Below are 23,359 nucleotides of genomic sequence, written 5' to 3'. Positions count from 1 at the left end.
CCAGATGACCTCCGCGCCCACCGCGATGCCATCAGACACCGGGCCCGACGCCGGAGCCGACGCCCAGGCTGGGGCCGGCGCCGCCCCGCGGCCGCCCCGCGCCGCCGTCCGGGTACGCCGTACGGGACGAATGCGCCCCACCGGCCGTCTGCGCCGTACCGCCCTGCCCTACCTCCTGCTCCTGCCCGCCCTCCTCCTCGAACTGTTCATCCACCTCGTCCCGATGGTGATGGGCATCCTGATGAGCTTCCGGGAGCTCACGCAGTTCTTCATCCGGGACTGGTCCCGCGCCCCTTGGACAGGTCTGCGCAACTACGAACTCGCCGTCGACGTCAACCGCCCCGTCGGTGAGGCCCTCCTCGGCTCCTTCCTCACCACCTGCCTGTTCACCCTGCTCTCCGTTGGCCTGTGCTGGCTGCTCGGAACCGCCGCCGCCGTGTTCACGCAGGAGAGCTTCCGCGGCCGCGGCTTCCTGCGGGCGCTCTTCCTCGTCCCGTACGCCCTGCCCGTCTACGCGGCCGTCATCACCTGGGTGTTCATGTTCCAGCGGGACAACGGCCTGGTGAACCACGTCCTCCACGACCAGCTCGGCCTCGGCGGCGCCGAGCACACCTTCTGGCTCATCGGCGACAACAGCTTCTGGGCCCTGCTGACCGTCTCGGTGTGGAAGGGCTGGCCGTTCGCCTTCCTCGTCGTGACGGCAGCCCTCCAGAACATCCCGGGCGACCTCTACGAAGCCGCGGCCCTGGACGGCGCCGGCGTCTGGCAGCAGATCCGCCGGATCACCCTGCCCTCGCTCGGCGCGGTCAACCAGGTACTGGTCCTGGTGCTGTTCCTGTGGACCTTCAACGACTTCAACACGCCGTTCGTCCTGTTCGGCAAGGCGGCGCCCGAGGCCGCCGACCTGATCTCCGTCCACATCTACCAGTCGTCCTTCGTCACCTGGAACTTCGGCACCGGCTCGGCCATGTCCGTCCTCCTGCTGCTCTTCCTCCTCCTGGTCACCGCCGGGTACCTGCTCGTCACCACACGCGGACGGAGGCACGACGATGCCTGCTAGGCCCCGCAGCCCGCTCGACCCGCCCCTGTCCTTCAGGGCCGTCCGGGCCGTCTTCCTGACCCTGCTCGCCGGCTTCGTGCTGCTGCCCGTCTACGTGATGGTCACCAGCTCGCTCAAGCCGCTGGCGGACGTGGCGGGCCGGTTCCGCTGGATCCCCGGCGGGCTCACCATCCGCCCCTACATCGACATCTGGCACACCGTCCCGCTCGCCACGTACTTCCTGAACTCCCTGATCGTCGCCGGGGCCGCCACCGTCTGTTCCGTGGTCATCGCCGTCTTCGCGGCGTACGCCGTCAGCCGCTACCGGTTCCGTGGCAAGCGCCTGTTCACCGTCACCGTGCTGTCCACCCAGATGTTCCCGGGGATCCTCTTCCTCCTCCCGCTGTTCCTGATCTTCGTGAACATCGGCAACAGCACCGGGGTGGCGCTCTACGGCTCCCGAGGCGGGCTCATCCTCGCCTACCTCACCTTCTCGCTGCCCTTCTCCATCTGGATGCTCATCGGGTACTTCGACTCGGTGCCCCGCGACCTCGACGAGGCGGCCACGGTCGACGGCTGCGGCCCGATCGGCGCGCTGCTGCGGGTCGTGCTCCCGGCCGCCGTGCCCGGGATCGTCGCCGTCGCCGTGTACGCCTTCATGACCGCGTGGGGCGAAGTGCTCTTCGCGTCCGTCATGACGAACGACACCACCCGCACCCTCTCCATCGGACTGCAGGGCTACTCCACGCAGAACGACGTGTACTGGAACCAGATCATGGCCGCCTCGCTCGTCGTCAGCATCCCCGTCGTCGCCGGATTCCTGCTGCTGCAGAAGTACCTGGTGGCCGGACTCACGGCAGGAGCCGTCAAATGACTTCTTTCGAACGCCTCCCCGTCGCCGACCGCGCCCTCGACCTCGCCGCCCTGCCCCGCGACTTCGCCTGGGGCACCGCGACCTCCGCCTACCAGATCGAGGGCGCGGTCGACGAGGACGGCCGGTCCCCCTCCATCTGGGACACCTTCACCCGCGTCCCCGGCGCCATCGACGGAGGCCACACCGGCGACACGGCCTGCGACCACTACCACCGCTGGCGCGGCGACATCGGCCTCATGCGGCAGCTCGGCACCAACGCCTACCGGCTCTCCGTCGCCTGGCCGCGCGTCGTGCCCGGCGGAGACGGCCCCGCCAACTCCAAGGGCCTCGACTTCTACGACCGGCTGATCGACGCACTGCTCGCCGCGGGCATCGAACCCAACGTGACCCTCTACCACTGGGACCTGCCCCAGGCCCTCCAGGACCGCGGGGGCTGGCCCGAGCGCGCCACCGCCGAGCACTTCGCCGCGTACGCCGGTCTCGTGGCCGGACGGCTCGGCGACCGCGTCACCCACTGGGCCACGCTGAACGAGCCGCTGTGCTCGGCGTGGATCGGCCACCTGGAGGGCAGGATGGCCCCCGGCCTGACCGACCTCACCGCGGCCGTCCGCGCCTCCTACCACCTGCTGCTCGGCCACGGCCTCGCCACCCAAGCCGTCCGCGCGGCCGCCCCCGGAGCGCGGATCGGCATCGTCAACAACCTCTCCACCGTCGAACCGGCCACCGGCAGCGAGGCCGACCACGCCGCCGCCCGGCGCATGGACGGCCACGTCAACCGCTGGTGGCTCGACCCCGTCCACGGCCGCGGCTTCCCCGCGGACATGCGCGAGGTCTACGGCGTGGACCTCCCCGAACGTCCCGGCGACCTCGCCGCCATCGCCGCCCCCCTCGACTGGACCGGCCTCAACTACTACTTCCCGCAGGTCGTCACCGACGATCCGGCCGGCCCCGCGCCCTTCGCCCGCCAGATCGAGCGGCCCGGCGTCCCGCGCACCGCCATGGACTGGGAGGTCGACGCCGACGGCCTGGAGTCGCTGATCATGCGCCTGCACGAGGAGTACGGAGCCCAGCGCGTACACATCACGGAGAACGGCTCCTCGTACCCCGACACCGTGGCTCCCGACGGCCGCGTCCACGACCCCGAACGCACCGCCTACCTCACCGCCCACCTGGCCGCCTGCGCCCGCGCGGCCCGCCGCGGCGCACCGGTGGCCGGCTACTACGCCTGGTCGCTGCTGGACAACTTCGAATGGGCCTACGGCTACGACAAGCGCTTCGGCCTGGTCCACGTCGACTACGCCACCCAGCGTCGCACGGTGAAGTCCAGCGGCCGCCGTTACGCCGAGATCATCGCCTCGCACCGCGCCCGCTGACGCTTCGCCGCACCGTGCCCGCCCTGCTTCTCGGGGCGGGCGCCGCGCGCGTGGTGGGATGGGCCCGGGGCGGGTCCAGCAGCTCACGGAGAGGTCAGGTGGATGGCGCAGGACAACACCATGCGGGCGATTGCCTACGAGACGTACGGCGGTACGGAGGTGCTCACCGAGACACGGCTGCCCCTGCCGAAGGTCGGTCCGGGCGAGGTCCTCGTCCGGGTGAAGTGCGTCGGCGTCAACCCCGTCGACTGGAAGGTCATGGCGGGTGGGCTCGACGGCCTGATGGACGTCGTGTATCCGGTGGTTCCCTGCTGGGACGTTTCCGGCACCGTCGAGCGGGTCGGACCGGACACCCCCGAGTTCACCGAGGGCGACGAGGTCATGGCCAACGCCCGCAAGGACTACGTGCACGGCGGGACCTGTGCCGAGTTCGTCACCGTGCCCGCACGGTCCCTCGCGCACAAGCCCGCCTCGCTCGGCTGGGCCGAGGCCGCCGGGCTCCCGCTCGCCGGCCAGACCGCCTACCAGGTGCTCACCCGGCTCGGCACCGGCAAGGGCGACACCGTCCTCATCCACGGCGCCGCCGGCGGCGTCGGCTCCCTCGGCGTCCAGATCGCCCGCGCGCTCGGGGCCCGGGTCATCGGCACCGCCTCCGCCCGCAACCACGACCGCGTCCGATCGCTCGGAGCCGAGCCCGTCGAGTACGGCGACGGACTCGCGGGCCGGGTCCTCGAACTGGCCCCCGAAGGAGTCACGGTCGTCGCCGACTTCGTCGGCGGGGTCCTCGCCGTCACCCGCGAAGTGCTGCACGCCGACGGCCGCCACGCCTCGATCGCCGACCCCACCGTCACCGGCTCGGGCGGCGAGTGGATGTGGGTCCGCCCGGTCGGCAGCGACCTGGAGGCACTGGGCCGCCTCGCGGACGGCGGACAGCTCACAGTGCCCGTCGCGCGGACCTTCCCGCTGTCCGAGCTGGCCGCGGCCTTCGAGCTGAGCCAGGGCGGCCACACCTCGGGCAAGATCGTCATCGAGATCTGAACGTGAACGGCCGCTACGCGCCGACCGCCGGGCCCGGGCCCCGCCGGCCCAGGTCCGGCACCTCGCCGCAGGCCGCCCACGTGACCTCGACGCCGGGCAGGCCGCGCGACCACGGCGCGGCCACGGCGGCGAGCCGCGCCGCGTCCGGCGGGGTGGCGCCGAGCCCGATCGCGTAGCGGGCCAGGCCCGGGACCGTCCCGAAGGGATCCGGCCAGGCGTGCGCGTCGGCGGTCCCGGCTTCCTCCAGGGCGCCGAGCAGCGCCCGCATCCGGCCGCGCACCCGGCCCAGGACCGACTCGAACTCCCGCTCCTCGGGCGCCCGTACGGTCACCACCGCCCAGGCGGCGTGCCGCCGGTGCAGCGGCGGCGCCGCCAGGACCTCGCCGAAGGCCCCGGGATCCGCGTCCAGCAGCTCCCAGGCCCGGTACAGCTCCCGGACCAGCAGATCGCGCATGCCGAGTCCCACCTGCGTCGTGCAACTGCGGACCGGCTCGGAGGGGGTGAGGACCGTCACCGGGCCGGGCCCCGGCGCCGAGGGCGTCAGGCCGACCGGCTCCCGCCAGTCCCACGCCGCCCACATGCCGAAGAACTCCCGCAGCAGGGCCTCGGGCGGAATCGGCCCGGCCGCGCTCACGGTGCGCGCGGCGAGCACCGCCCAGGCGAGGCCGGGCAGCGCGCCGAACGGCGCCGAGTCCAGACCCCGCGCCCGGGCCCAGGCCTTGACCTCCCGGGCCAGCCGGGTGAAGGCGTCGGCCTCCTCGCGCACGAAGTCCCGTACGGCATCCGCGTCGCTCAGCGCGCTGAGCGCGACGGCCGCCGCCTCGCCCAGCTCCGACCGCCGGGCGAGCGCCTGCCCCGGTTCCACCGCGCCACAGCCGACCACCACCAGGTCCACATCCAGCGTCCCCAGCCGGAACCGCAGGCCCGGCACCCGCGCACCGGTCACCTCACGCATCCGCTCGGCCTCCGGCAGCGCCGCTTCGACCCGTCGCCGTACCTCCGCGACATCGGGCGAGCCCGGCAGCGCCGCCACCAGGTCCAGGTCCGCGTGCGCGAGTTCGCAGCGCATGCGGCGCGATCCGGCCACCCGCAGCAGCCCGGCGCCGATCGCCCCGGCCACCCGATCGGCCGTGGCCGTGACGAACCGGGCAGTGACCGGCTCGGTGATCGCTCCGGTGGCGGGTCCGGGGGCGGGTTCGCCGACCGGCTCCGCGGCCTCCGGCGCCACCCACCGCACCTCGCCGGTTCCCAGAGCCACCGTCGCCCGGACCCGCATCGGCCCGTCCCCGCGCCGTGAGAGCACCGCCAGTTCCCCGACACGCGCCGACACGCCGCCGCCGAGCCGGGCGGTGAACTCCCGAGCCGCCCGCTGCGGATCCCGGCTGCGGCCCAGGGTCAGGTGCGGGGTGTATTCCCCGGTGCGCTCCCGGCACCCCGGGAACCGCCGTGCCAGCGCCCCGCGCAGGTCCTGCCACGGCTCGTCGCCGGCCGCCGCCGGATCCAGCCAGAGCGTGGCGTCCTCCCGGTGCCCGAAGCTGTGCACCCCCTCCATCCGTGCCGTGAACACGGGGGTCGCCGCCGCCACTTCGGCCAGCAGCGGTACGGCCTCCTCGAACGAGGACTCGGGCACGAAGCCGAAGAGCAGGTTGACGTGTGCGGGCCAGCGGTCGGCCTGCGGGTCGTGCGCCCGCCGCAGCGCGTCCGCCGCCTCGGGGAGTTCGGGCGGCAGCCACGCCACCGCCGTACGCGCGGTCGACGGTACTCCCCCAGCTCCGCTGGGAGGGGCCCCCAGCCGCGCGGGCCCGGCGCCCGGTGCCCCCCACTCCACCGTCGCCTCCACCCCGTAGTGGTCGGAGACGAACAGGCCGTCCCGGTCCGGAGCGTGGCCGCGCAGCGCCGCCCGGGTCACCCGGGCCGGCCCGGAGGCCCTCAGCAGGATCCGGTCCAGCCGCGCCGCCCGCCCCGACAGCGAGCCCACCGCCGCCAGGGGATTGGCCACCGGATCGAACGTGGGCGTACCGTCGCCGGCCCCGTGCACATCGGTCCAGGCATCCCGCATCCCCAGCGCGGCCCCGGGTCCCTCGGCTCCGGAGCGGCCGTCGTTGAAGTCGCCCAGCAGCGCCAGCGGGGCCTCCACACCGCCCAGCCCCTCGGCCAGCCGCCTCAGTTCGGCGGCCCGCCGTACCTCTCCGTTCTCGGTGTGATCGCTGGTCAGGTGGGTCGCGGCGACGACCAGAGGTCCGCCCGCGACGTCCACCGTGACCGCGGTGACCGCCTTGTGCGGGCCGAGCCGGTGCAGTCCCGCCTCCCGTACCGGCAGCCTGCTCAGCACCAGCAGCCCGTACTCGGCGACGTCGCGGCCGCCCGGATCCGCGGCGAGCGTGTACCGCTCCCGCACCCAGTCCTCGGCCAGCAGCATGCCGAGCAGCGCGGGCTCGACCTCCTGGAGCGCGATGACATCGGCGTCGGCGGCCGAAAGATCGGCCAGCAGCAGCGGCCTGCGCCGGGCGGTGGCGATGAGCGGGGCGTCGTACCGGTCCCAGAGGGTGTTCCAGGTCAGCAGCCGCACCGCGGTCGGGGCCCCCGTCCCGCCAGGGGGAGGGGCCTGCGTCGGCAGCCAGCCGCCGCCGTCCGCCGGATCCCACGCGTACGGGGTCCGGGCGGTGAAGAACGGAGCCCGCAGCAGGCGCGGATCACGCACCCGCCCCGCGGCGGTGGCGTCGATCCGGTCCACTCCCGTGGCCCGGTCCCACACCAGTTCGCCGTCCGCCTCGACGAACAGCACGCGGTGCCAGGGGATGTCGCCGCCGGGCACGAAGGACGGCAGCGGCACGCGCTTCGGGGCGGCTCCGCGCTGGAGCAGCCCGAGGACGAACCGCGCCGGATCGAACCGGGGGTCCCAGCGGACCTGATGGTAGAGCTCCTCGCTGGTACGCATCAACGCTCCCCGCCCGCCGCGGCGCCCAGAACGCCCACCGTGTCCTCGACGCCGCCGCCCGCGCCGATGTACCAGGTCCGGTGCGCCTGACCGGGATACGGCGGGCTGAACCGGTGCAGCTGCGAGTCCAGTACCTGCGGCGGCACCGGATGCGGGCGCGCGGCATTGCGCCGTACCAGCTCCTCCTCGTCGACCAGCACGACGGCGTGGGTGACCAGCGCGTCGCGGCGGCGCGCGACCGAACCGGCCAGTCCCCGCTGCTGGTCCGTGAGGGAGGTGGCGTCCCACACGACCGTGCCCCCGCGGGCCAGCGCGGCGTCGAGGCGGTCGAGGCCCTCGCTCAGCACCTCCGTGTTGGCCCGCTGGTCCGCACGGGAACCCCGGGCGGTGCGCAGATCGTCGAGACTGATGTAGGTGTCCACTCCGGGCAGGGCGCGTCCGAAGGTGCTCTTGCCGCTGCCCGAGGGGCCGCACAGCTGCACCAGCCGGGGGAACGTTCCGTCGCGCCAGCGCCAGGTGGCCGCCACCGCCTCCTCCGCCGTGCCGATCCGACCCAGCGCGAACGCGCGCCGCGCCTCGGCCCAGCAGCGGTCGGCCGCGTCCGCGCCGAGCTCACCGAGGGGTTCCCGCAGCGCGGTGCGCAAGGCTCCGAGCGGGTCGGGGCCGAGCAGCCCCGCCTCCTCGGCGCACAGCGCGGACCACTCCACGCACTCGCGCGCCTGCGCGTCCCCGGCCGTCGCCCCCGCCAGCGCGTGCAGCACGCCCAGATCGGCCGCGGCGGCCATCCGGACCAGCCCGGCCCGCCGCTCCGTGTCCGGGAACGGCCGCTGGAGGTACGGGTACAGCCCGAGCAGGTCGGACACCTGCCGCGCGAGCCCCATCCCGAGCGGTCCCGCCGCGAGCCGCGCCGCGACCCGGCCCCGCGGCGCGCCGTGCAGCGCGGCGGCCAGCACCCCGGCCAGCCGGGCGTCGCCGGTCCGCCCCGATCCGTCCGTCCGCGCGGCGGCCTCGGCCACCGCATCGGCGACGGATGCGGTCGGGGCATCGGTCCCGGAGACCTGGCCGGCCTCGGCGGCGCCGGCCGCCCAGGGCGCACCCGCCACCCCGGCCGCCGTCAGCAGCTCCGCCGCGTCGGCCCGCGCACCCGACCGGACCGCCCACAACGGGGCGGCCGGACCGAGCCCGTTCGGCACGACCGGTGCGAACATCCAGTGCGTGTCCGTCTGCACGTGCCCGCCGCGCACCCACTTGGTCACGCACCGCCCGAAATCCTGGTACGCGAAGCCGTCCACGGTCCGTACGACGTACCCCTCCTGCCGCGCGGTGTCGAGCTTCAGCCTGCGCAGCGCACGCTCGTCGAAAACGCCCCGCCACAGCACGCGCGGAGCGGGAACGCCCAGACCGCGCAGGAAACGTACGGTCCGGTCCCAGTCCAGGCAGTGCTCCCCGTCCCACACCGAGAACCCGTAGAACCAGCTCTCCAGATCCTCGTACGCGAGCGAGTGCCGGGCGTACAGGTTCTCCCCGCACACCCGCCAGCCGGCCGGGATGCCCGCGCCGATCCGCCCCTGGAGGCCCTTGACCCAGGCCCGCGAGGGGTGGTGGGCCGAGTCGAGCGAACGCGCGTGCAGGCCGTCCGCGTACAGGGTGGTGTTCTCCCCGTCGAGCTTCTCGGTCACCACGACCTCACGCCCGGCCAGCCCCGACCACGCCCCCGGCCCCGTCACCCGGACATCGTCCGCGCTGGCCCCGGGAGACCAGGGCAGATGGGGCGTACGGGGGTAGTGCGTGCGCATGATCTGCTCCTGCTCGACGACGTGGTGCCCCGTCACTGTAGGTATCCGGAGCAGCCTCATCCATCGAATAACGGCCCGCCCGCGCCGGGCGGCCCGCTCAGGGGCGGCGGCCGGACCAGGCCACCAGCCGGTCGAGGGCGGACGCGTCCTCGGCCACGGGGACGACCTCGCCGTACGGGATACGGCCGCCGCGGGCTTCGGCGGGCAGTGCCCGGCGTACCACCTCGACCAGTCGCTCCAGCAGGCCGGCGTCCCAGTCCGGCCGCTGTCCGGTGGCGGTGGCGAGGTCCCAGGTGTGCAGGGTCAGTTCGTTGGCGTACACGGCCGCCGCGACCGCCCCCGGCTTGACCCCCATCGGCAGGCGCAGGTCGCGGCCCAGCACTCCCGGGTCCGCCCATACCCGGGCCGCCTCGCGGGCGGCCGGCTCCCAGGCGGCGGCCCACTCGCCGTCCGCGAGCTCGTCGGCGAAGGACGGGACGCTGAAGGGGTCCTCACCACGCCCGATCACCGCGATCCGCCGCAGCACGCCGACGAGGTGGCTCGACAGGCGCCGGACGTCGAACTCGGTGCAGGGCGTCGGAAGGTCGTACTGGTCCGGCCGGACGGCGGCCAGGGTACGCCCGGCGAGGGCGACGGCCGCCGCCAGATCCGGACGGGTGTCGACGCCGGGGTAGGAGGCCGCGGCGGCCGGGGCGGAAGGGGCGGTGGTGAACTGCTCGGTTTCGGTCATGACCTCATCCTGGCGGGCAAAGTGGCCACCTTCTGGCCAGTTTTCCGGGGAGAATCCTGTCCATGCGAAACGACTCCCATGAAGGCTGACCGGCTGGTGGCGGCCCTGCTGTTCCTCCAGGCGCGCGGGCGCGTCACCGTCCCCGAAGTGGCCGAGGAACTCGACGTCTCGGAGCGCACGGCACGGCGCGACCTGGAGGCACTGGCCGCCGCCGGGATCCCCGTCTACGCGCAGCGCGGCCGGGGCGGCGGCTGGTCCCTGGTCGGCGGCGCCCGCACCAACCTCACCGGCCTCACCGCCGACGAGATCCGGGCGCTGTTCCTCGTCGCCGGCCCCCAGGCCACCACCCCCGAACTGCGCACCGCGCTGCGCAAACTGGTCCAGGCCCTGCCGGCCACGCTCCGCGGAGGCGCCGAGGCCGCCTCGCGGGCCACCGCCGTCGACGGCACGGACTGGTCGCGCACCCCCGTCACCGCCGACGCCCCGTACCGCTCGGCCCTCCAGCGGGCCGTGGTGGACGGCACCCGGATCCGCCTCGGGTACGCGGGCGCCGGCAAACCGGCCGCCGTCCGTACGGCCGACCCGCTCGGACTCGTGGCCAAGGCAGGAGTCGAGTACCTCGTGGCCGGTACGGAGGACGGGCTGCGCACCTTCCGGCTCAGCCGGGTCACCTCGGTCGAGCCGACCGGCGAACCCGCCCACCGGCCACCGGACTTCGACCTCGCCACGGCCTGGCGGGAACTGGCCGGGGCCATGGAGGACCGGCTGTACGCGGTGACGGCCCGGGCCCGCGTCGAACCCGGCGCGGTGGCGCTGCTGGCACGGCTCTCCGGCGGCCGGCTGCGCGTCGGCGGCCCGCTGCCCGACGGCTGGACGGAGGTCTGGGTCGACGGCCCGGCACCGCGGGCGCTGGCCGCGCACCTGTCCGGACTGGGAGCCCGGATCGAAGTGCTCGAACCGCCGGACGTACGGGAGTGGCTGGCCCGGCTGGGCGCCGAACTCGCCGGGCTCTACGGACCGCCCCCGGACGACGGGCCGGCGTGACGCACCGCCCCGGGTGCGCTCAGCCGCCGGCCGGTATCGCCGCGGCCAGCCCGCCGCCGGCCGCGAAGTGCAGCCGGTCCAGCCGGGCCGCGTACGGCCAGCCCGCCGCCCGGTAGAAGCACAGGTCGCTCGGGATCGGTACCGCCCGCAGGTCGGCGGCGTGCGTCCCGGCCGGCAGTGTGGCGGCCGCCGCGAGCAGCGGGTCCGCGGATCCCGCCCACTCGCCGACCGGGGCCGGCCGCGGCCACGGCTCCCCGGTGTTGGGGAACAGCCACCGGGTGTCCCGGGTGACCCGGCCCGCGAAGTCCGGGCCGTCCACGGCCTGCCGGGCCAGCCGGGCGAAGGTCAGCAGCAGGTCCGGCAGGGATTCGGCGACCAGGGCCACTTCGGGGTACTCCCGCAGCGCCTTCGCGTCGGCGGGAACGGAGACGGCGTACCCCCACCGCCCGGTCTCCGGGTCGACGCGGATCTGCAGGAGTGCGGGGCTGTGCCCGTACCCGATCCGGGTCAGCGGCCAGTACGTGCCGTCGCCGCCCATCATGCGGTGCACCTCGGGGTCCACCTCGTGCTCGGGGGCTCCGGGCAGCAGCCGCAGCGCGGGCAGTCCCGCGATGGCCACCCCGCCGATCTCCCGCAGCACGCACCGGACGTCGGCGGGCACCGGGACCGCCCAGCCGTCCATGGTCCGGTCGCAGGCGCCCGCGTCGAGGACGGCGAAAGAGGGGAACTCTGCTGCCAGCGCGCGCAGTTCGGCGACCGCGCGGTCCGCGGCATCCGCCGGCGGGCGGTGCCTGCGCACCGGCCGCCCGAGGAAGTCCCCGCTGACCACGCTGCGCAGCAGCAGTGCCCGGCCGTCGCCCACGATCCGGTACTCGACCTCGCTGCTGCCGGTGTCGGCCGTGTTGTGAGAGGTGGAGAAATATGGTTCCCAGCCCACCGCGCACGGGTAGCCGGGCAGGTCGCGCAGGTCGACGAGATCGGTGAGCGAGTCGCCGCGCCCGACGAGCGCGGCGAGCCCGGTGTCCGTCCCCTCGGCCACCTCGACGGTCGGGACGGCCGGTACGAAGTGCTTCGCGGCGGTCCGGTCCGCCGTCCCTTCGGCGAGCCGCCGGGTGAAGCAGGCGAGCCAGCCGACGAACTCCGGGGCCTCGACGGTGACGTCCGCGCCGTCCCCCCACGGACGGACGGCCACGACCGGCCCCCAGCCGACGGGACCGACGCCGACGATGAGCGAGCCCTCGCCGAAGTCCAGTTCACCGAGGGTCCAGTGACTGTCCTCGAACACCGCGCGACCGCGCGGCCCGAAGCGGTACTCGTGCGCCTCGCTCTCCAGCCCGCCGATCTCCCGCAGCACGATCCGGACGTCCTCCGGGACCGGGACGGCCCAGCCGTCCAGCTCCGCGTCCGTGAACCCGTCGAACAGCTCGACCTCGTGCGGCCGTTCCCTCGCCAGCTCGCGCAGCGCACGGACGACGGCCGCGGCCGCCTCCGGTCCCGCGTCGTTCATGTGCCTGCTCCCCGAGTCGTCCGCCGTGCGATTCCGAGGGTAACCGCCGGTCGGGCCGGACACCCCCTCTACCGGCACAGGGCCACGATGGAGGGAGACACCGTGCCGCGGGCCGCCTCGCACAGCGGCGTCATGTCGTACGTACGCGGCGGCGCGGGACGGGACTTGGCCTTCGCCGGGGGGAACGTGCGGGGCCTGGCCGGGGGCGCGGGGCGGGCGGGCTTGACGGGAGTGACGGGCTTGTACGGCGCCGGCGGCCGGTGCGGCCGGTATCTCCGGGTCGGCTCGGCCGCCCGGTGCTGCGGTTCCGGGGCCGCCGCCGGGACCGGATCCGCCGGTGCGGGCTCCCGGGCCTCCGGGCTCTGCGGGGCGGTCTCCTCGGCCGTCGGGAGATGGCCCAACGGCAAGGCGGGGACGGCCGGTTGGCGGGGCTCCGTGAGGGAGGCCGCGGGCGTCAGGCGCGCAGCGTCCGGCGGGGCGGCGGGATGCACGGTCACGCATCCGGTGGCCATGGTGAGTGCGGCAAGGGTCAGGGGCAGGGCCCGGCGCAGCTGCATCCGCCCACCCTGCCGTACGGGGCGCCCCCGGGCGGCACCCGTCATGCGGATGGGTGAAGTCGCCCGGCGCCCGGTGACGCAGAGGTGCTGGGCACGGCGCCGTACTGCCCGCGCAGCACCTCGCGTACGGGATCGGCGGCGGCCGCGGCCTGCGGGTGGTGGACGGCGATCGCGTCCAGCAGCCGGCCCCGGGAGCCGAACACGTGGGCGGCGAGCCAGGCGGAGCCGTAGCCGGCCACGGCGGCGGCCGTGCCCCAGACTGCCATCCGCCCGGCCACCGCCCGCTCCCGGACGTCGCACAGGCGGGCCAGAGCCATCCCGGCCAGGACGTACGGGAAGTAGGTGGCCAGCGGATACGCGCCGGTGAGCAGCAGCTCGCAGAGCACCCGGCCCAGCCCGGCCCAGCTGGTGAAATCGGCGGCTTCGGGAACCAGTCCCCGCCCGGAGGTCCCGTACCCGAACACCGGGCCCAGCAGGAAGGACAGCAGCGGGCCCGCCACCACCGAGAGTGCCGCGACGGCGGCGAGCAGCGGGGTGGCGAGCCGGGAGAAGGGTTCGGCGGCGAGGAAGTACACGGCGAAGAAGGCCAGGATGACCAGGATCCCGGGCCACAGCGAGGCCAGGAACACGCCGAGCAGGGCCAGGATCGCGGAACGGATCAGCAGGGGGCGGTAGCGCCGGGTCCACCCGCCGGCCGGGTCGCGGTCGCGCTGGGCGAGCACCAGGGAGAAGCCGGCGAGGAGGGTGAAGAGCGCCGGGGCGCGGCCGTCGGCCGCGACGATCAGGAACCCGGCGCCTTCGGGCCGCGCGCCGGGGCCGACGTGCACGGCGAACATGCCGAGGACGGCGAGCCCGCGCACGGCATCTACTCCGGCCAGCCTTCCGGAATCGACGTGCCCCGGACCGGAAGCGCGTCGCACGGCTGGGTCTCCTCGGTCCGGTGACGTGGTCGGACCGGCGGGTTTCATGCCGCCAGTCCGCCTCCGGAAGGTAGCAAGGACCGCATAACCAGGTAATAAGGAGGTATAGGGGCGGCAAAGCGGAGCGGGCGGGGGGCTGCCGTAACCAGCCGGCCGCGCCCGCTGTTGCACAGTCGGCGGGTCCACCCACGGTGAACGGAGTTCAGATGCCGCAGTTGACCGACGAGGCCGTGCCCGAGCAGGGCGGCGCAGGGACCGACGAGCACCGGAGGGCGGGGACCTGGATGACCCCGGAGGCCTACGGTGCCTCGCGCGCCGTGCTGTGGACCGGCGCCGTCGTCCTGGTCACCGACGTCGACGGCCGGGTCCTGGTGCAGAGCGTCGACTACCGCGCCGACCGGATGCTGCCCGGCGGCGCCGTGGACGCCGGCGAGGCGCCGTCCGCCGCGGCGGCCCGTGAGGTGCGCGAGGAACTGGGCGTCGACGGGTGCTACCCGCACGGCCTCGCCGTGGACTGGATCCCGGCCGACACCCCGGGCTTCCCGGCCGGGATGCGGTTCCCCGGCGAGATCCTCCATGTCTACGACGGCGGCACGTGGACCCAGGACCGGATCGACTCCGTTCGCCTTCCGCCCCAGGAGATCACCGGCATCCACTTCGCCGAACCGGCCGATCTGCCCGGCCTGATGGACGCGGGAGACGCCCGCCGCGCCCTGTCGGCGCTGCGTGCCCGGATCAACGGCTGCGGGACCGCCCTGCTGGAGGACGGCCGTCCCACCGTGCCCAACGCCCTCGACCGGCTGGGCGTGCTGCGCACCCGCCGGGAGCCGCAGCACGGCGCCTGGCACCCGGGCCCGGTACCCGCGCGGCTGCCCGTACGGGACCGCTCGGGGTGGCTCTTCGCCCCCGACGGCCGGGTCCTGCTCCTGGTCGACCGCGCCACCGGCGCAGCGCACCTCCCGCCCCCGACGGCCGCACCGGCCGCCGGGGCCGTCGAGCTCGGCTACCGCCACGGTGACCAGGGCGCCCACGCCCGCACCGCGGCGCGCCTCACCGGGTTCCCGCCGGCGGCGGACCCGGTGTACGCCCGGCTCCTGGCCACCCCCGAGCAGGTCCGCGAACTGAGCGACTGGGGCCGGGCGGGCGACGACGAACTCGCGGCGGTCCACACGGCCCGCACCCACCTGTCCCTCCCGTCCCCGCCCCGCACCCCGCCCACGGAACTCCCGGAGCCGGGCACCTGCTGGTGAGACCGGGCCGCCGCTGTCAGTGCGGCCTCCTACCGTCGACGGCATGGGATTCACCAGTGCCTGGTCGATCAGCGGCCACGAGGACTCCGTCATCGGGGAGCTCGCGCCGCGCGTGGCGGTGGCGATCGAGGCCGACCGCGACCGCCCGGAAGCCCGCCGCCGGTGGGCGCGGTGGCAGAGTGCCCCGCTGCCCGACCACCGCACGTGGTGGACGGGTACGACGCACGACGACGCGATCCGCTCCTTCCTGGAGCTGACGAGCCCGGGTCGTCACGTCGACGACCTGTGCAACGGCAGCTCGGACCCGGATTTCCACCTCGCGGACGATGTCTGGGAGCGCCTGCCGGAACCGGAGGCGATGTTCGTGTCCGTCCAGCGGAAGGACTATGCGGTCGCCGCGCTCTTCCATGCCATCGGGCCCTGGCGGGCCGCTCTGCTGCCCGGCTGGTGCGGGAACTTCCTGCTGACCGCCGGCCAAGTACGACGGGCGCTGCCGCAGGTGGAGCGCGCGCTGGCGTTCACGCCGGGGGAGCGGGAGCGGGCTCGGGAGCAGGAGCGGCACTGGCTGGACCGACCCGACGGCGAGGAGAGCGTCCTCGACGGGCCGCTGCGAGCCTGGCGCGGGGCCGCGCGGGCCGGGCTCGGGCTGTGTGGGGTCGCATTCCACGTGATGTGAGCCGGGTGTCGGCGGGAGGGCCGGACCGGCCGCGTCCGCCGCCATGATCGGGAAATCCGGCGTCCGCGGTCCGCGGTCCCGCAGCATGGGGCCATGAGCGACAGTGCGATCACTTACACCCTGTACATCCAGGCCGATCCCGACCGGGTCTGGCAGGCACTCACCGATCCTGCCCTCACCCGCCGTTACTGGGGCCTGAGCTTCGAGACGGACTGGGCCGTGGGCTCGACGATGGCCTGGGTCGAGCGCGGGGCCAGCACCACCGACCCCGAGCAGGTGGTCCTCGACTGCGTCCCGGACCGCCTGCTGTCCTACACCTGGCACACCTTCAGCCCGCAGTGGGCGGCCGCGGTCGGGGTCGACGAGGAGCTGCGGGCGGAACTGGCCGGGGAACGGCGCACGAAGGTGACGTACGAGATCGAGCCGGTCGGCGACGCCCTGGCCCGGCTGACCATCCTGCACGAGGGCTTCGAACCCGGCGGCACCCTGATCGGCATGTGCGGGCGCGCCTGGCCGATGCTCGCCTCCAGTCTCAAGACCCTCCTGGAGACGGGAGCCCCGCTGCCCGGGCCCGGGGACGGGACGGAGCAGGGGTACGGCGGGCACGAGGCGTACGAGACCCGCGAGACCCGCGGGATCGGCGACGCCGGAGACACCGGCGGGTCCGGCGGCAGCTGACCGGCGGATACGGAGAGCCGGCCCGGGCAGCCCGGCTCTCCCCGCCCCCGCCCCCCCCGCCCCAACACCCGTACACCACGCCTGAGATCATGTGTGCCGGCCACTGATCAGGAGTGCGGACATGGCACGCGAGCACGGCACGGGGCGGACTCTGGGCGAGATCCTGGACGCGGCCGCGGAGGGGCGGTTTCCGCCGCCCGACGGCGGCACGACCGTGGTGCCGCAGGAGAACCGGCGCGACGCGGGCGTCATCGCCTTCACCGCGCACTCCGTGGTGTTCACCGACGAGGACCCGCACTGGGTGCGGTCCACTCTCGAAGCCCTCACGTGCGACGCCCTCGCCGCCACCATGAACGCGCGCTTCCTGGCCGCGCTGCTGGACCGTACGGGCCGTACCACCGACACCGTCGACCTGCTGACCGTCGCCGGACCGCTGTCCGGCGAACCCCCGCTGGAGCTGCGCGAGATCGCAGACCCCGACCACCCCCGGGTACGGCGGGCCCTGCACCGCCGGGACGGCGTACGGGTCTGGGCGGCGGACGGGGGAGTCGTCGTCCTCGGCCGGGGCGTCGCGGGCCGCTGGGAGACGGCGATTGAGGTGGATGAGGACGTCCGCCACCGCGGCCTCGGGCGGGACCTCGCCCGCGCCGCCCGCCACCTCGTCCCCGACGGGCAGCCGGTCTGGTCCCAGCAGGCCACCGGCAACGCCCGCAGCGTCCGCGCCTTCCAGGCCGCCGGCTACCGCCCGGTCGGCGCGGAGGCGCTGATGCTGCCCGCCGCGGGCTGAGCAACCCGAAAGGCACCCGGAAAGGCACCCCGGAAGCGCCCCGAGGGCACCCTGACCACCGGGCGCTCACGGCGGTCGTGTGGAATGGGTGCCATGGCGAGAGGGAAGAAGCAGCAGCGGCACACCTTCGGCATACCGCGGTCCGCAGCGGTCGGGCCCGCGGCGGGCGGCCGGGCGGAGCGCGTCCGCGAAGGCGTCGGCCGATGAGCCGTTCCGATGCCGGCACGCCGCACGAGCACTGGCGTTACGGCCGCCACCTGGAGTTCCTGGCCGTGGCGCCGGGCGAGTCCGCCGAAGCCGAGGCCGTGGCCGCCGTGCTGCGCGACCCCGACCCCGTGATGGCCGAGAGCGCGGTGGTCACCCACCTGAACCGCCGGGCGGCCCGGCTGCTGGCCGACGAGGGGTTTCCCGCCTGGGCGCAGGCCATGACGGCCGCGCTCGCCGGCCGCGCCTTCCCCGAGCGGCGGCTGCGCGAATGGACCCTGCTCAAGGCGATCTCCCGCGGTGAAGCGTGGTCCGCGGCGGAGCTCACCGCCGCCTCCGACTGGTGCCAGCGCACCGCCGCCCAGTCCCTGACCTCGTCCGAGGCCCTGCGGCTGCTCGCCGCCGAGGCCCGCACCCGCCGCGTCCGCAACGCGGCCGCCGATCGCCTGCGCCGCCGCACCCTGGCCTGACCAGGCCCGCCCCGCCCCTGTCCGGGCGGGGCGTACGCGGGTCAGAGGCCCTTGCGTACCCGGGCGGCGCGGCGGGCCTCGGCGGCCTGCCGGGCCTCCATCGTCTTGCGGGACTCCTTGCCCCTGCCCGGGCGGCCCGGCCGGGTGCCCATCCCGCGGAAGCCGAGCTCCGACCCCGAGGGCTTGCCCTTGGCGTCGGTCGGCGCGGAGCCGGCCAGGGGCACCCCGGAAGGAGCCTTCGCGCCGGTGATCCGGCTCAGGGCCGCCTCGCCGGAGCGCACCTGGGTGATGGTCGGCCGGACCCGTGCGTCGGCGAGCAGCCGGACGATGTCCCGCCGCTGGTTCGGCGTCACGAGGGTGACGACCTTGCCGGACTCGCCGGCCCGGGCGGTACGGCCGCCCCGGTGCAGGTAGTCCTTGTGGTCCGCGGGCGGGTCGACGTTGACCACGAGGTCGAGGTCGTCGATGTGGATACCGCGCGCCGCGACGTTGGTCGCGACCAGGACGGTCACGGCGCCGCTCTTGAACTGCGCCAGGGTCCGGGTGCGCTGCGGCTGCGACTTGCCGCTGTGCAGCCCCTCCGCCCGTACGCCCATGGCCCGCAGGTGCTTCACGAACTGGTCGACCCCGTGCTTGGTGTCGAGGAACATCAGCACCCGGTTGTCGCGGGCGGCGATCTCGGTCGCCGCCGAGATCTTGTCGGCCGCGTGGATGTGCAGCACGTGGTGGTCCATCGTGGTCACCGCGCCCGCCTGCGGGTCGACGGAGTGCGAGACCGGGTCCTTCAGGTACGTGCGCACGAGCTGGTCCACATTGCGGTCCAGGGTCGCCGAGAACAACATTCGCTGCCCCGCGTGGTGCACCTGGTCCAGGATCTCCGTGACCTGCGGCATGAATCCCATGTCGCACATCTGGTCCGCCTCGTCGAGCACGGTGATCTTCACCCGCTCCAGGTGGACGTCACGCCGCCCGACCAGGTCGCTCAGGCGCCCGGGGGTGGCCACCACTACCTCGGCGCCGGTGCGCAGCGTGCTCACCTGCCGCCCGATGGACAGCCCGCCGACCACGGTGGCCATCCGCAGGTTCAGGGCCTCGGCGTACGGAGCCAGCGCCTCGGTCACCTGCTGCGCCAGCTCCCGCGTCGGTACGAGGACCAGTGCCAGCGGGCGCTTCGGATCCGCCTGCTGTCCCGCGGTACGCGCCAGCATCGCCAGGCCGAAGGCGAGGGTCTTGCCCGACCCGGTCCGGCCGCGGCCGAGGACGTCCCGGCCGGCCAGCGCGTTCGGGAGCGTCGCGGCCTGGATGGGGAACGGCTCCTTGACCTCCAGCGAGGCCATGGTCGTCACCAGCTCAAGGGGCAGGTCGAGCTCGGAGAACGACTCCACCGGCGGCAGCGCCGGATTCTTCGGCTCGTGCATCGTGAACTCGCCCTGCGGCCCGATGCTCCGGGGGGTCTTGCCGCCGGACTTGGCCCCGGCCTTGGCACCGCCCTTCACACCGAAGCGTCCATGAACTGACGGGTTCCTCATGCAGGGCCTTTCGAAGCAAAGTGAAGAAGAAGGAAGAAGATGGTCAACCGCCCATGGTACCAGCGGGGGGCTGCTGCCCTCCGGCCTCCGGTTCCCCGTCCAGTTCGCCCGACCGCACCTGCGCGCAGTGGGCGCGCACCTCGGCCGCGGCGCGCTCGAACCAGTCGGCGATCACGGCGATCTCGTCGGGGGTGTAGTCGGCGAACAGGGCGCCGAGCCGGTCGTAGAACGGCTGGTAGACCGCGACGACCCGGGCGGCGGCCTCGGGCTCGGCCACCACCCGCACCCGGCGCCGGTCGGCGGGGTCGGGTCGGCGCCGCGCGTATCCGGCGCGTTCCAGGCGGTTGAGGACCCCGGTGACGGCGCCGGTGGTGAGGTCCACCAGCTCGGCGAGGTCACCGGCGGCCAGGGGGGTGTCCCCGGCGCCCAGGATGTGGCCCAGGCAGGTCAGGTCGGTGACGTTGAGCCCCAGCCGCTGTGCGACCTCCTGCTGTCCGACGATGCCCAGGGCGACGAACTGGTCCATGCGCGCCATCGCCTCCTCGGCCGTGGCCGGGGGGCGGGTCTTGCCCTCCACGCACATACTCCTTAGCATCTAAGTAACTTAGCTCGTGAGATAAATGAACCTTTCTCCGAGCCTACTGCCGACGGTCCGACCAGGGAGGATCATGAGTGCGCACGGTCACGTCGATCTCGGCCACACGGTGGCCGGCTGGACCGGTACGACCCTGGCCCTGCTGGGCTTCGCCGGAGCGGGCGCCGCGGTGTGCGCGGCGTGGACCCCCGGCATCTGGCTGGGCCTCGGCGTCGTCGTCGCGGCCGGGATCGTCACCTGGCTCCTCCACCTCGCGGGGTGGGGCAAGCCGAGCGGGCCGCGTCCCGAGGCCGAGTGGGACTGGCGCACCCGGGACACCGCGGCGCACACGGGCCATGCCGACTGCGTGGGCTGCCGGGTCGGCGGACCGCGGCGAGCCCGCGCGGCAGCCCCTCGGTCTCCGTCCCCCCTCGAAGCGTCTTGAGAAGGCGCCGATCCCTCGATTCACGGACAGGGCGGTCAGAAGTTCGAATACGCGCCACGCCACGGTTGGCCGCGTTCAGCGTGTGCTCCGAGGGACGTTTGGGCAGGATCAATGACGGCCGCATATGCGGCCCGCAGTGGAACGTTGAGAAGGATCAGCAAGATGGCAACAGGCATCGTGAAGTGGTTCAACTCGGAGAAGGGATTCGGGTTCATCCAGCAGGACGACGGCGGCCCGGACGTGTTCGTGCACTTCTCCGCCATCGAGACCACCGGCTTCAAGTCCCTGGAAGAGAACGCGAGGGTCGAGTACAACGTCACCCAGGGCCCCAAGGGCCCCCAGGCCGAGCGGGTGGTTCCCCTCCGGTAGTCCGCTTCACGAGCACCGCCCGTGATGGGAGCCCCGCCGGTCCGGCCGGCGGGGCTCTCGGCGTCCGCGGCGCGAAGGTCGCTCCCCGTCCTAAGCGGCCTGGTGGAGGGCCAGGAGCAGCCGCCACAGCTGGTCCGCCAGTCCGGCCGGATCCGCCGGGACGGCACCGTGCAGCCAGTCCGCCAGGACGCCGGTGAAGGTGGCGGCCACCGCCGACGCGACGAGATCGGAGTGCGGGGCGCCCGCCGCCGTGCGCTCGGCGTGCGCGCGGGCGCGCAGCTCCCGGTGGAGGCGGTCGCCGAGCGGTCCGCCGCCGCCCGGGAGGAGCAGCGTGCGGTAGAGCGGCGCCCGGTCCGCCGCGGCCGTCAGGAACGCGGCCAGCGCGGCGGGCGGCCGCGCCGGGGGAAGCGATCCGGGGCCCGTCTGCCAGGTGTGCAGGGCGTCGACCGCCGCGTGCACCACATCCGCGCAGGCGTCCACGGCGAGCGCGGTGAGGTCCTCGTAATGGAGGTAGAACGTGGCGCGGCCGACCTGCGCCCCGCGGACCACGGCCGAGACGCTGACCTCGGCGAGCGGCTTGTCCGCGCACTCGGCGAGCAGGCTCTCGCGCAGCCGCGCCTTCGTCCTCGCCGTGCGCGGGTCCGGCGCGCGCACGGCGGGCTCGCGCGGCTCCTGAGGGCTCACGCTGCCAGTGCCGCGCCGAGGGCCAGTGCCGCGGGCAGGGCCTGCACGATGAGGATCCGGCGGTTGGCGGTCGCGGCCCCGTACACCCCGGCGACGATCACGCAGACGAGGAAGAAGACCTGCGTGGCCAGCGAGTCGATGACGAGCGCCCAGACCAGCCCGGCGGCGAGGAAGCCGTTGTAGAGGCCCTGATTGGCGGCGAGCGGTGCGGTGAGCCGGGCGGTTTCCGCGTCGAAGCCGTGTAGCGCGCGCCCCGGCGGCCGCTGCCACAGGAACATCTCCAGGACCAGGAAGTACACGTGCAGCGCGGCCACGAGGCCGGTCAATATCTGAGCGACCGTGTGCATGGCCGCCTCCACTTCTCGGGGGACTAGATTTCCTGGACAACTGTACAGGAAATCCAGCCCCCCGATACCTGCGCACCCACCACCGGCCGGGTCAGTCCTCGCGGACGGAGATGGCCGAGACCGGGCAGGCCCGAGCGGCCTCCCGGACCAGCGCGCTCCTGGCGCCGTCCGCGCGGCCCGGGAGCAGCTCGCTGAAGCCGTCGTCGTCCTGGGTGAACACCCCGGGCGCGGTCAGCGCGCACTGGCCCGCGCCGATGCAGACGCCGGTGTCGATGTCGATGCGCAGCCGCCGGGCCGGCACGGCCCTCACCACGCCACGGGGAGTTCGACCATCCCCTGGATGGTGTCGCCGGGCTTGAAGGGGATCCGGTCTGGCTCGGCCGCCAGCCGCAGTCCGGGCAGCCGCTCGAAGAGCGTGCCCAGCGCGATCTCCATCTCCGCACGGGCCAGGTTCTGGCCCAGGCACTGGTGGATGCCGAAGCCGAAGGCCAGGTGGTGGCGGGTGGGCCGGTGCCAGTCCAGCGCGTCCGGCTCCTCGAAGACGGAGTCGTCGCGGTTGATGACGGAAGTGGAGAAGACGACCCCGTCGTCCGCGCGCACCGTCACCCCGCCGACGGCGATGTCCTCGGTCGCCACCCGCAGCATTCCGTCGGCGATCGACAGGAACCGCATCAGCTCCTCCACGGCCGAGGAGATGAGCGCCGGGTCGGCCCGCAGTTCGGCCAGCTGCTCCGGATGGCGCAGCAGGGTGAACGTGCCGAGCGAGATCATGTTGGCGGTCGTCTCGTGCCCCGCCACCAGCAGGATCACGGCGAGGGCGACCAGCTCCTCGACGTCGATCTCGCCCGTCTCCAGGCGCTGCGCGATGAGCTCGTCGAGCAGCCCGTCGCCGGGCTCCCGGCGCTTGCGCTCGATCAGGCCGACGAGATAGCCGTCCAGTCGGCGGCGGGCGTCCTCCACGTCGGCCGGCTCCGGGCCGCGCAGCAGCCGCCGCGACTGTCCCTCGAAGAACTCGTGGTCCTCGTACGGGACCCCGAGCAGGGCACAGATCACCATCGACGGCACCGGTAGGGCGAAGTCGCCCACCAGTTCGGCCTGCGGACCGCCCGCCACCATCTCGTCGATCAGCCGGTCCACGGTCTGCTGGATCCGCGGCCGCAGGGCGGCCGTCCGCTTCAGCGTGAAGCTGGGGATCAGCATCCGGCGCTGGACGTTGTGCTCGGGGTCGTCGACCCCGAGCAGTGCGGCACGCCGGTTCTGCAGCCCCTTGAACCGCCTGGTCGGCGCCGGGAAGGCCGCGTTGCGGCGGTCGGCGGAGAGCCGGCCGTCCGCGAGCAGGGCACGCGCCTCGGCGTGCCCGGTGACCACCCATACGGAGCGGCCGTCGAAGAGGGTGACGCGGGAGAGCGGCCGGCTCTCCCGCAGGGGTTCGTAAGCAGCCGGTGGGTGGTAGGGGCAGGTTCGGTCCTGAGGGAAGGCAACTGTCTCTGACATGGAGCACCTCGCAAGCGATGGTTCCGTCTCGCCGGA

The 23,359-nt window shown here is 74.2% G+C and carries 24 protein-coding genes; 12 read left to right on the top strand and 12 right to left on the bottom strand.

The annotated features are described in order from the left end of the window. The first annotated feature begins 4 nt into the window (after positions 1-4). The 4 genes from OG429_RS05695 to OG429_RS05680 all read left to right on the top strand — a co-directional run bounded on the left by OG429_RS05695 (position 5) and on the right by OG429_RS05680 (position 4,324). Positions 5-1,060 carry a carbohydrate ABC transporter permease gene (locus tag OG429_RS05695; protein ID WP_405680426.1) on the top strand — a complete coding sequence of 352 codons (1,056 nt, stop codon included), beginning with the start codon at positions 5-7 and terminating at the stop codon, positions 1,058-1,060. Further along, on the top strand, positions 1,050-1,913 hold the full coding sequence (locus OG429_RS05690) for a carbohydrate ABC transporter permease (RefSeq protein WP_328924181.1): 864 nt from the start codon (positions 1,050-1,052) through the stop codon (positions 1,911-1,913). Before OG429_RS05695 ends, OG429_RS05690 begins: the two co-directional genes overlap by 11 nt. Beyond that, entirely contained in the window at positions 1,910-3,286 is a 1,377-nt protein-coding gene (locus tag OG429_RS05685; RefSeq protein ID WP_328924180.1) for a GH1 family beta-glucosidase, read from the top strand. Before OG429_RS05690 ends, OG429_RS05685 begins: the two co-directional genes overlap by 4 nt. A 120-nt stretch (positions 3,287-3,406) precedes the next feature. After that, positions 3,407-4,324, top strand: coding sequence for an NADP-dependent oxidoreductase (locus OG429_RS05680; RefSeq protein WP_328930169.1), 918 nt, complete (start codon positions 3,407-3,409; stop codon positions 4,322-4,324). Positions 4,325-4,337: 13 nt separating this feature from the next. Here the strand turns inward: OG429_RS05680 and OG429_RS05675 are convergent, their stop codons facing one another. The 3 genes from OG429_RS05675 to OG429_RS05665 all read right to left on the bottom strand — a co-directional run bounded on the left by OG429_RS05675 (position 4,338) and on the right by OG429_RS05665 (position 9,788). Then, positions 4,338-7,262, bottom strand: coding sequence for a poly(A) polymerase (locus OG429_RS05675; protein ID WP_328924179.1), 2,925 nt, complete (start codon positions 7,260-7,262; stop codon positions 4,338-4,340). Continuing rightward, the gene (locus OG429_RS05670) at positions 7,262-9,058 is read right to left on the bottom strand and encodes an RNA ligase family protein (RefSeq protein ID WP_328930168.1); all 1,797 of its coding nucleotides are present in this window, start codon (positions 9,056-9,058) and stop codon (positions 7,262-7,264) included. Before OG429_RS05670 ends, OG429_RS05675 begins: the two co-directional genes overlap by 1 nt. A gap of 97 nt (positions 9,059-9,155) precedes the next feature. Continuing rightward, the gene (locus tag OG429_RS05665) at positions 9,156-9,788 is read right to left on the bottom strand and encodes a TIGR03086 family metal-binding protein (protein WP_328924178.1); all 633 of its coding nucleotides are present in this window, start codon (positions 9,786-9,788) and stop codon (positions 9,156-9,158) included. A gap of 78 nt (positions 9,789-9,866) precedes the next feature. Here OG429_RS05665 and OG429_RS05660 point away from each other — a divergent pair, with 78 nt between their 5' ends. Further along, positions 9,867-10,832 (top strand): helix-turn-helix transcriptional regulator, encoded by a 966-nt coding sequence (locus OG429_RS05660; protein WP_328924177.1) that lies wholly within the window; start codon positions 9,867-9,869, stop codon positions 10,830-10,832. Positions 10,833-10,851: 19 nt separating this feature from the next. On the opposite strand, the gene OG429_RS05655 is transcribed toward OG429_RS05660, so the two are convergent. From OG429_RS05655 to OG429_RS05645, 3 genes are all read right to left on the bottom strand, one after another. Then, positions 10,852-12,339, bottom strand: coding sequence for a hypothetical protein (locus OG429_RS05655; RefSeq protein ID WP_328924176.1), 1,488 nt, complete (start codon positions 12,337-12,339; stop codon positions 10,852-10,854). A 68-nt stretch (positions 12,340-12,407) separates the two neighbouring features. After that, a complete protein-coding gene (locus OG429_RS05650; RefSeq protein WP_328924175.1) occupies positions 12,408-12,896 on the bottom strand; it encodes a hypothetical protein in 489 nt (162 codons plus the stop codon). A 41-nt stretch (positions 12,897-12,937) separates the two neighbouring features. Further along, a complete protein-coding gene (locus OG429_RS05645) occupies positions 12,938-13,816 on the bottom strand; it encodes a heparan-alpha-glucosaminide N-acetyltransferase domain-containing protein (RefSeq protein ID WP_328924174.1) in 879 nt (292 codons plus the stop codon). A 206-nt stretch (positions 13,817-14,022) separates the two neighbouring features. On the opposite strand from OG429_RS05645, the gene OG429_RS05640 reads away from it, so the two are divergent. The 5 genes from OG429_RS05640 (at position 14,023) to OG429_RS05620 (ending at position 17,881) form a co-directional block, all read left to right on the top strand. Then, complete coding sequence (locus OG429_RS05640) at positions 14,023-15,066, top strand: NUDIX hydrolase (RefSeq protein WP_328924173.1); 1,044 nt, start codon at positions 14,023-14,025, stop codon at positions 15,064-15,066. 43 nt (positions 15,067-15,109) lie between these two features. Then, complete coding sequence (locus OG429_RS05635) at positions 15,110-15,742, top strand: hypothetical protein (RefSeq protein ID WP_328924172.1); 633 nt, start codon at positions 15,110-15,112, stop codon at positions 15,740-15,742. Positions 15,743-15,835: 93 nt separating this feature from the next. Then, positions 15,836-16,420 (top strand): SRPBCC family protein, encoded by a 585-nt coding sequence (locus OG429_RS05630; protein ID WP_328924171.1) that lies wholly within the window; start codon positions 15,836-15,838, stop codon positions 16,418-16,420. Positions 16,421-16,541: 121 nt separating this feature from the next. After that, complete coding sequence (locus OG429_RS05625) at positions 16,542-17,207, top strand: GNAT family N-acetyltransferase (protein WP_328924170.1); 666 nt, start codon at positions 16,542-16,544, stop codon at positions 17,205-17,207. A 203-nt stretch (positions 17,208-17,410) separates the two neighbouring features. Beyond that, a complete protein-coding gene (locus OG429_RS05620; protein WP_328924169.1) occupies positions 17,411-17,881 on the top strand; it encodes a hypothetical protein in 471 nt (156 codons plus the stop codon). Positions 17,882-17,922: 41 nt separating this feature from the next. Here the strand turns inward: OG429_RS05620 and OG429_RS05615 are convergent, their stop codons facing one another. Further along, on the bottom strand, positions 17,923-19,410 hold the full coding sequence (locus tag OG429_RS05615; protein ID WP_405680433.1) for a DEAD/DEAH box helicase: 1,488 nt from the start codon (positions 19,408-19,410) through the stop codon (positions 17,923-17,925). Positions 19,411-19,453: 43 nt separating this feature from the next. Beyond that, positions 19,454-19,987, bottom strand: a complete 534-nt coding sequence (locus tag OG429_RS05610) for a MarR family winged helix-turn-helix transcriptional regulator (RefSeq protein ID WP_328924168.1) — start codon at positions 19,985-19,987, stop codon at positions 19,454-19,456. A 91-nt stretch (positions 19,988-20,078) separates the two neighbouring features. Here OG429_RS05610 and OG429_RS05605 point away from each other — a divergent pair, with 91 nt between their 5' ends. Both OG429_RS05605 and OG429_RS05600 read left to right on the top strand, forming a co-directional pair. Beyond that, positions 20,079-20,429: an HGxxPAAW family protein gene (locus OG429_RS05605; protein WP_328924167.1), complete on the top strand. Its 351-nt coding sequence runs from the start codon at positions 20,079-20,081 to the stop codon at positions 20,427-20,429. 162 nt (positions 20,430-20,591) lie between these two features. Then, positions 20,592-20,798 carry a cold-shock protein gene (locus tag OG429_RS05600; RefSeq protein WP_328924166.1) on the top strand — a complete coding sequence of 69 codons (207 nt, stop codon included), beginning with the start codon at positions 20,592-20,594 and terminating at the stop codon, positions 20,796-20,798. Between the two features lie 90 nt (positions 20,799-20,888). Here OG429_RS05600 and OG429_RS05595 read toward each other — a convergent pair whose 3' ends face one another. The 4 genes from OG429_RS05595 to OG429_RS05580 form a co-directional block, all read right to left on the bottom strand. Beyond that, positions 20,889-21,482, bottom strand: a complete 594-nt coding sequence (locus OG429_RS05595) for a TetR/AcrR family transcriptional regulator (RefSeq protein ID WP_328924165.1) — start codon at positions 21,480-21,482, stop codon at positions 20,889-20,891. After that, a complete protein-coding gene (locus tag OG429_RS05590) occupies positions 21,479-21,829 on the bottom strand; it encodes a DUF1304 domain-containing protein (protein WP_328924164.1) in 351 nt (116 codons plus the stop codon). The genes OG429_RS05595 and OG429_RS05590 overlap by 4 nt, the downstream gene beginning before the upstream one ends. Positions 21,830-21,920: 91 nt before the next feature. Continuing rightward, a complete protein-coding gene (locus OG429_RS05585) occupies positions 21,921-22,115 on the bottom strand; it encodes a ferredoxin (RefSeq protein WP_328930166.1) in 195 nt (64 codons plus the stop codon). A gap of 20 nt (positions 22,116-22,135) precedes the next feature. Then, positions 22,136-23,323: a cytochrome P450 gene (locus OG429_RS05580; RefSeq protein ID WP_328924163.1), complete on the bottom strand. Its 1,188-nt coding sequence runs from the start codon at positions 23,321-23,323 to the stop codon at positions 22,136-22,138. Between the last annotated feature and the right edge of the window lie 36 nt (positions 23,324-23,359).

The sequence above is a fragment of the Streptomyces sp. NBC_00190 genome (assembly GCF_036203305.1).
Lineage (GTDB): Bacteria > Actinomycetota > Actinomycetes > Streptomycetales > Streptomycetaceae > Streptomyces.
This window is presented reverse-complemented; position numbering and strand designations above follow the sequence as displayed.

Bases quoted from the DNA above. Each gene is read 5' to 3' on its own strand.
- OG429_RS05695 (WP_405680426.1), top strand. From the start codon at position 5: ATGACCTCCGCGCCCACCGCGATGCCATCAGACACCGGGCCCGACGCC.
- OG429_RS05690 (WP_328924181.1), top strand. From the start codon at position 1,050: ATGCCTGCTAGGCCCCGCAGCCCGCTCGACCCGCCCCTGTCCTTCAGG.
- OG429_RS05685 (WP_328924180.1), top strand. From the start codon at position 1,910: ATGACTTCTTTCGAACGCCTCCCCGTCGCCGACCGCGCCCTCGACCTC.
- OG429_RS05680 (WP_328930169.1), top strand. From the start codon at position 3,407: ATGCGGGCGATTGCCTACGAGACGTACGGCGGTACGGAGGTGCTCACC.
- OG429_RS05675 (WP_328924179.1), bottom strand. From the start codon at position 7,262: ATGCGTACCAGCGAGGAGCTCTACCATCAGGTCCGCTGGGACCCCCGG.
- OG429_RS05670 (WP_328930168.1), bottom strand. From the start codon at position 9,058: ATGCGCACGCACTACCCCCGTACGCCCCATCTGCCCTGGTCTCCCGGG.
- OG429_RS05665 (WP_328924178.1), bottom strand. From the start codon at position 9,788: ATGACCGAAACCGAGCAGTTCACCACCGCCCCTTCCGCCCCGGCCGCC.
- OG429_RS05660 (WP_328924177.1), top strand. From the start codon at position 9,867: ATGAAGGCTGACCGGCTGGTGGCGGCCCTGCTGTTCCTCCAGGCGCGC.
- OG429_RS05655 (WP_328924176.1), bottom strand. From the start codon at position 12,339: ATGAACGACGCGGGACCGGAGGCGGCCGCGGCCGTCGTCCGTGCGCTG.
- OG429_RS05650 (WP_328924175.1), bottom strand. From the start codon at position 12,896: ATGCAGCTGCGCCGGGCCCTGCCCCTGACCCTTGCCGCACTCACCATG.
- OG429_RS05640 (WP_328924173.1), top strand. From the start codon at position 14,023: ATGCCGCAGTTGACCGACGAGGCCGTGCCCGAGCAGGGCGGCGCAGGG.
- OG429_RS05635 (WP_328924172.1), top strand. From the start codon at position 15,110: ATGGGATTCACCAGTGCCTGGTCGATCAGCGGCCACGAGGACTCCGTC.
- OG429_RS05630 (WP_328924171.1), top strand. From the start codon at position 15,836: ATGAGCGACAGTGCGATCACTTACACCCTGTACATCCAGGCCGATCCC.
- OG429_RS05625 (WP_328924170.1), top strand. From the start codon at position 16,542: ATGGCACGCGAGCACGGCACGGGGCGGACTCTGGGCGAGATCCTGGAC.
- OG429_RS05620 (WP_328924169.1), top strand. From the start codon at position 17,411: ATGAGCCGTTCCGATGCCGGCACGCCGCACGAGCACTGGCGTTACGGC.
- OG429_RS05615 (WP_405680433.1), bottom strand. From the start codon at position 19,410: ATGAGGAACCCGTCAGTTCATGGACGCTTCGGTGTGAAGGGCGGTGCC.
- OG429_RS05605 (WP_328924167.1), top strand. From the start codon at position 20,079: ATGAGTGCGCACGGTCACGTCGATCTCGGCCACACGGTGGCCGGCTGG.
- OG429_RS05600 (WP_328924166.1), top strand. From the start codon at position 20,592: ATGGCAACAGGCATCGTGAAGTGGTTCAACTCGGAGAAGGGATTCGGG.
- OG429_RS05590 (WP_328924164.1), bottom strand. From the start codon at position 21,829: ATGCACACGGTCGCTCAGATATTGACCGGCCTCGTGGCCGCGCTGCAC.
- OG429_RS05580 (WP_328924163.1), bottom strand. From the start codon at position 23,323: ATGTCAGAGACAGTTGCCTTCCCTCAGGACCGAACCTGCCCCTACCAC.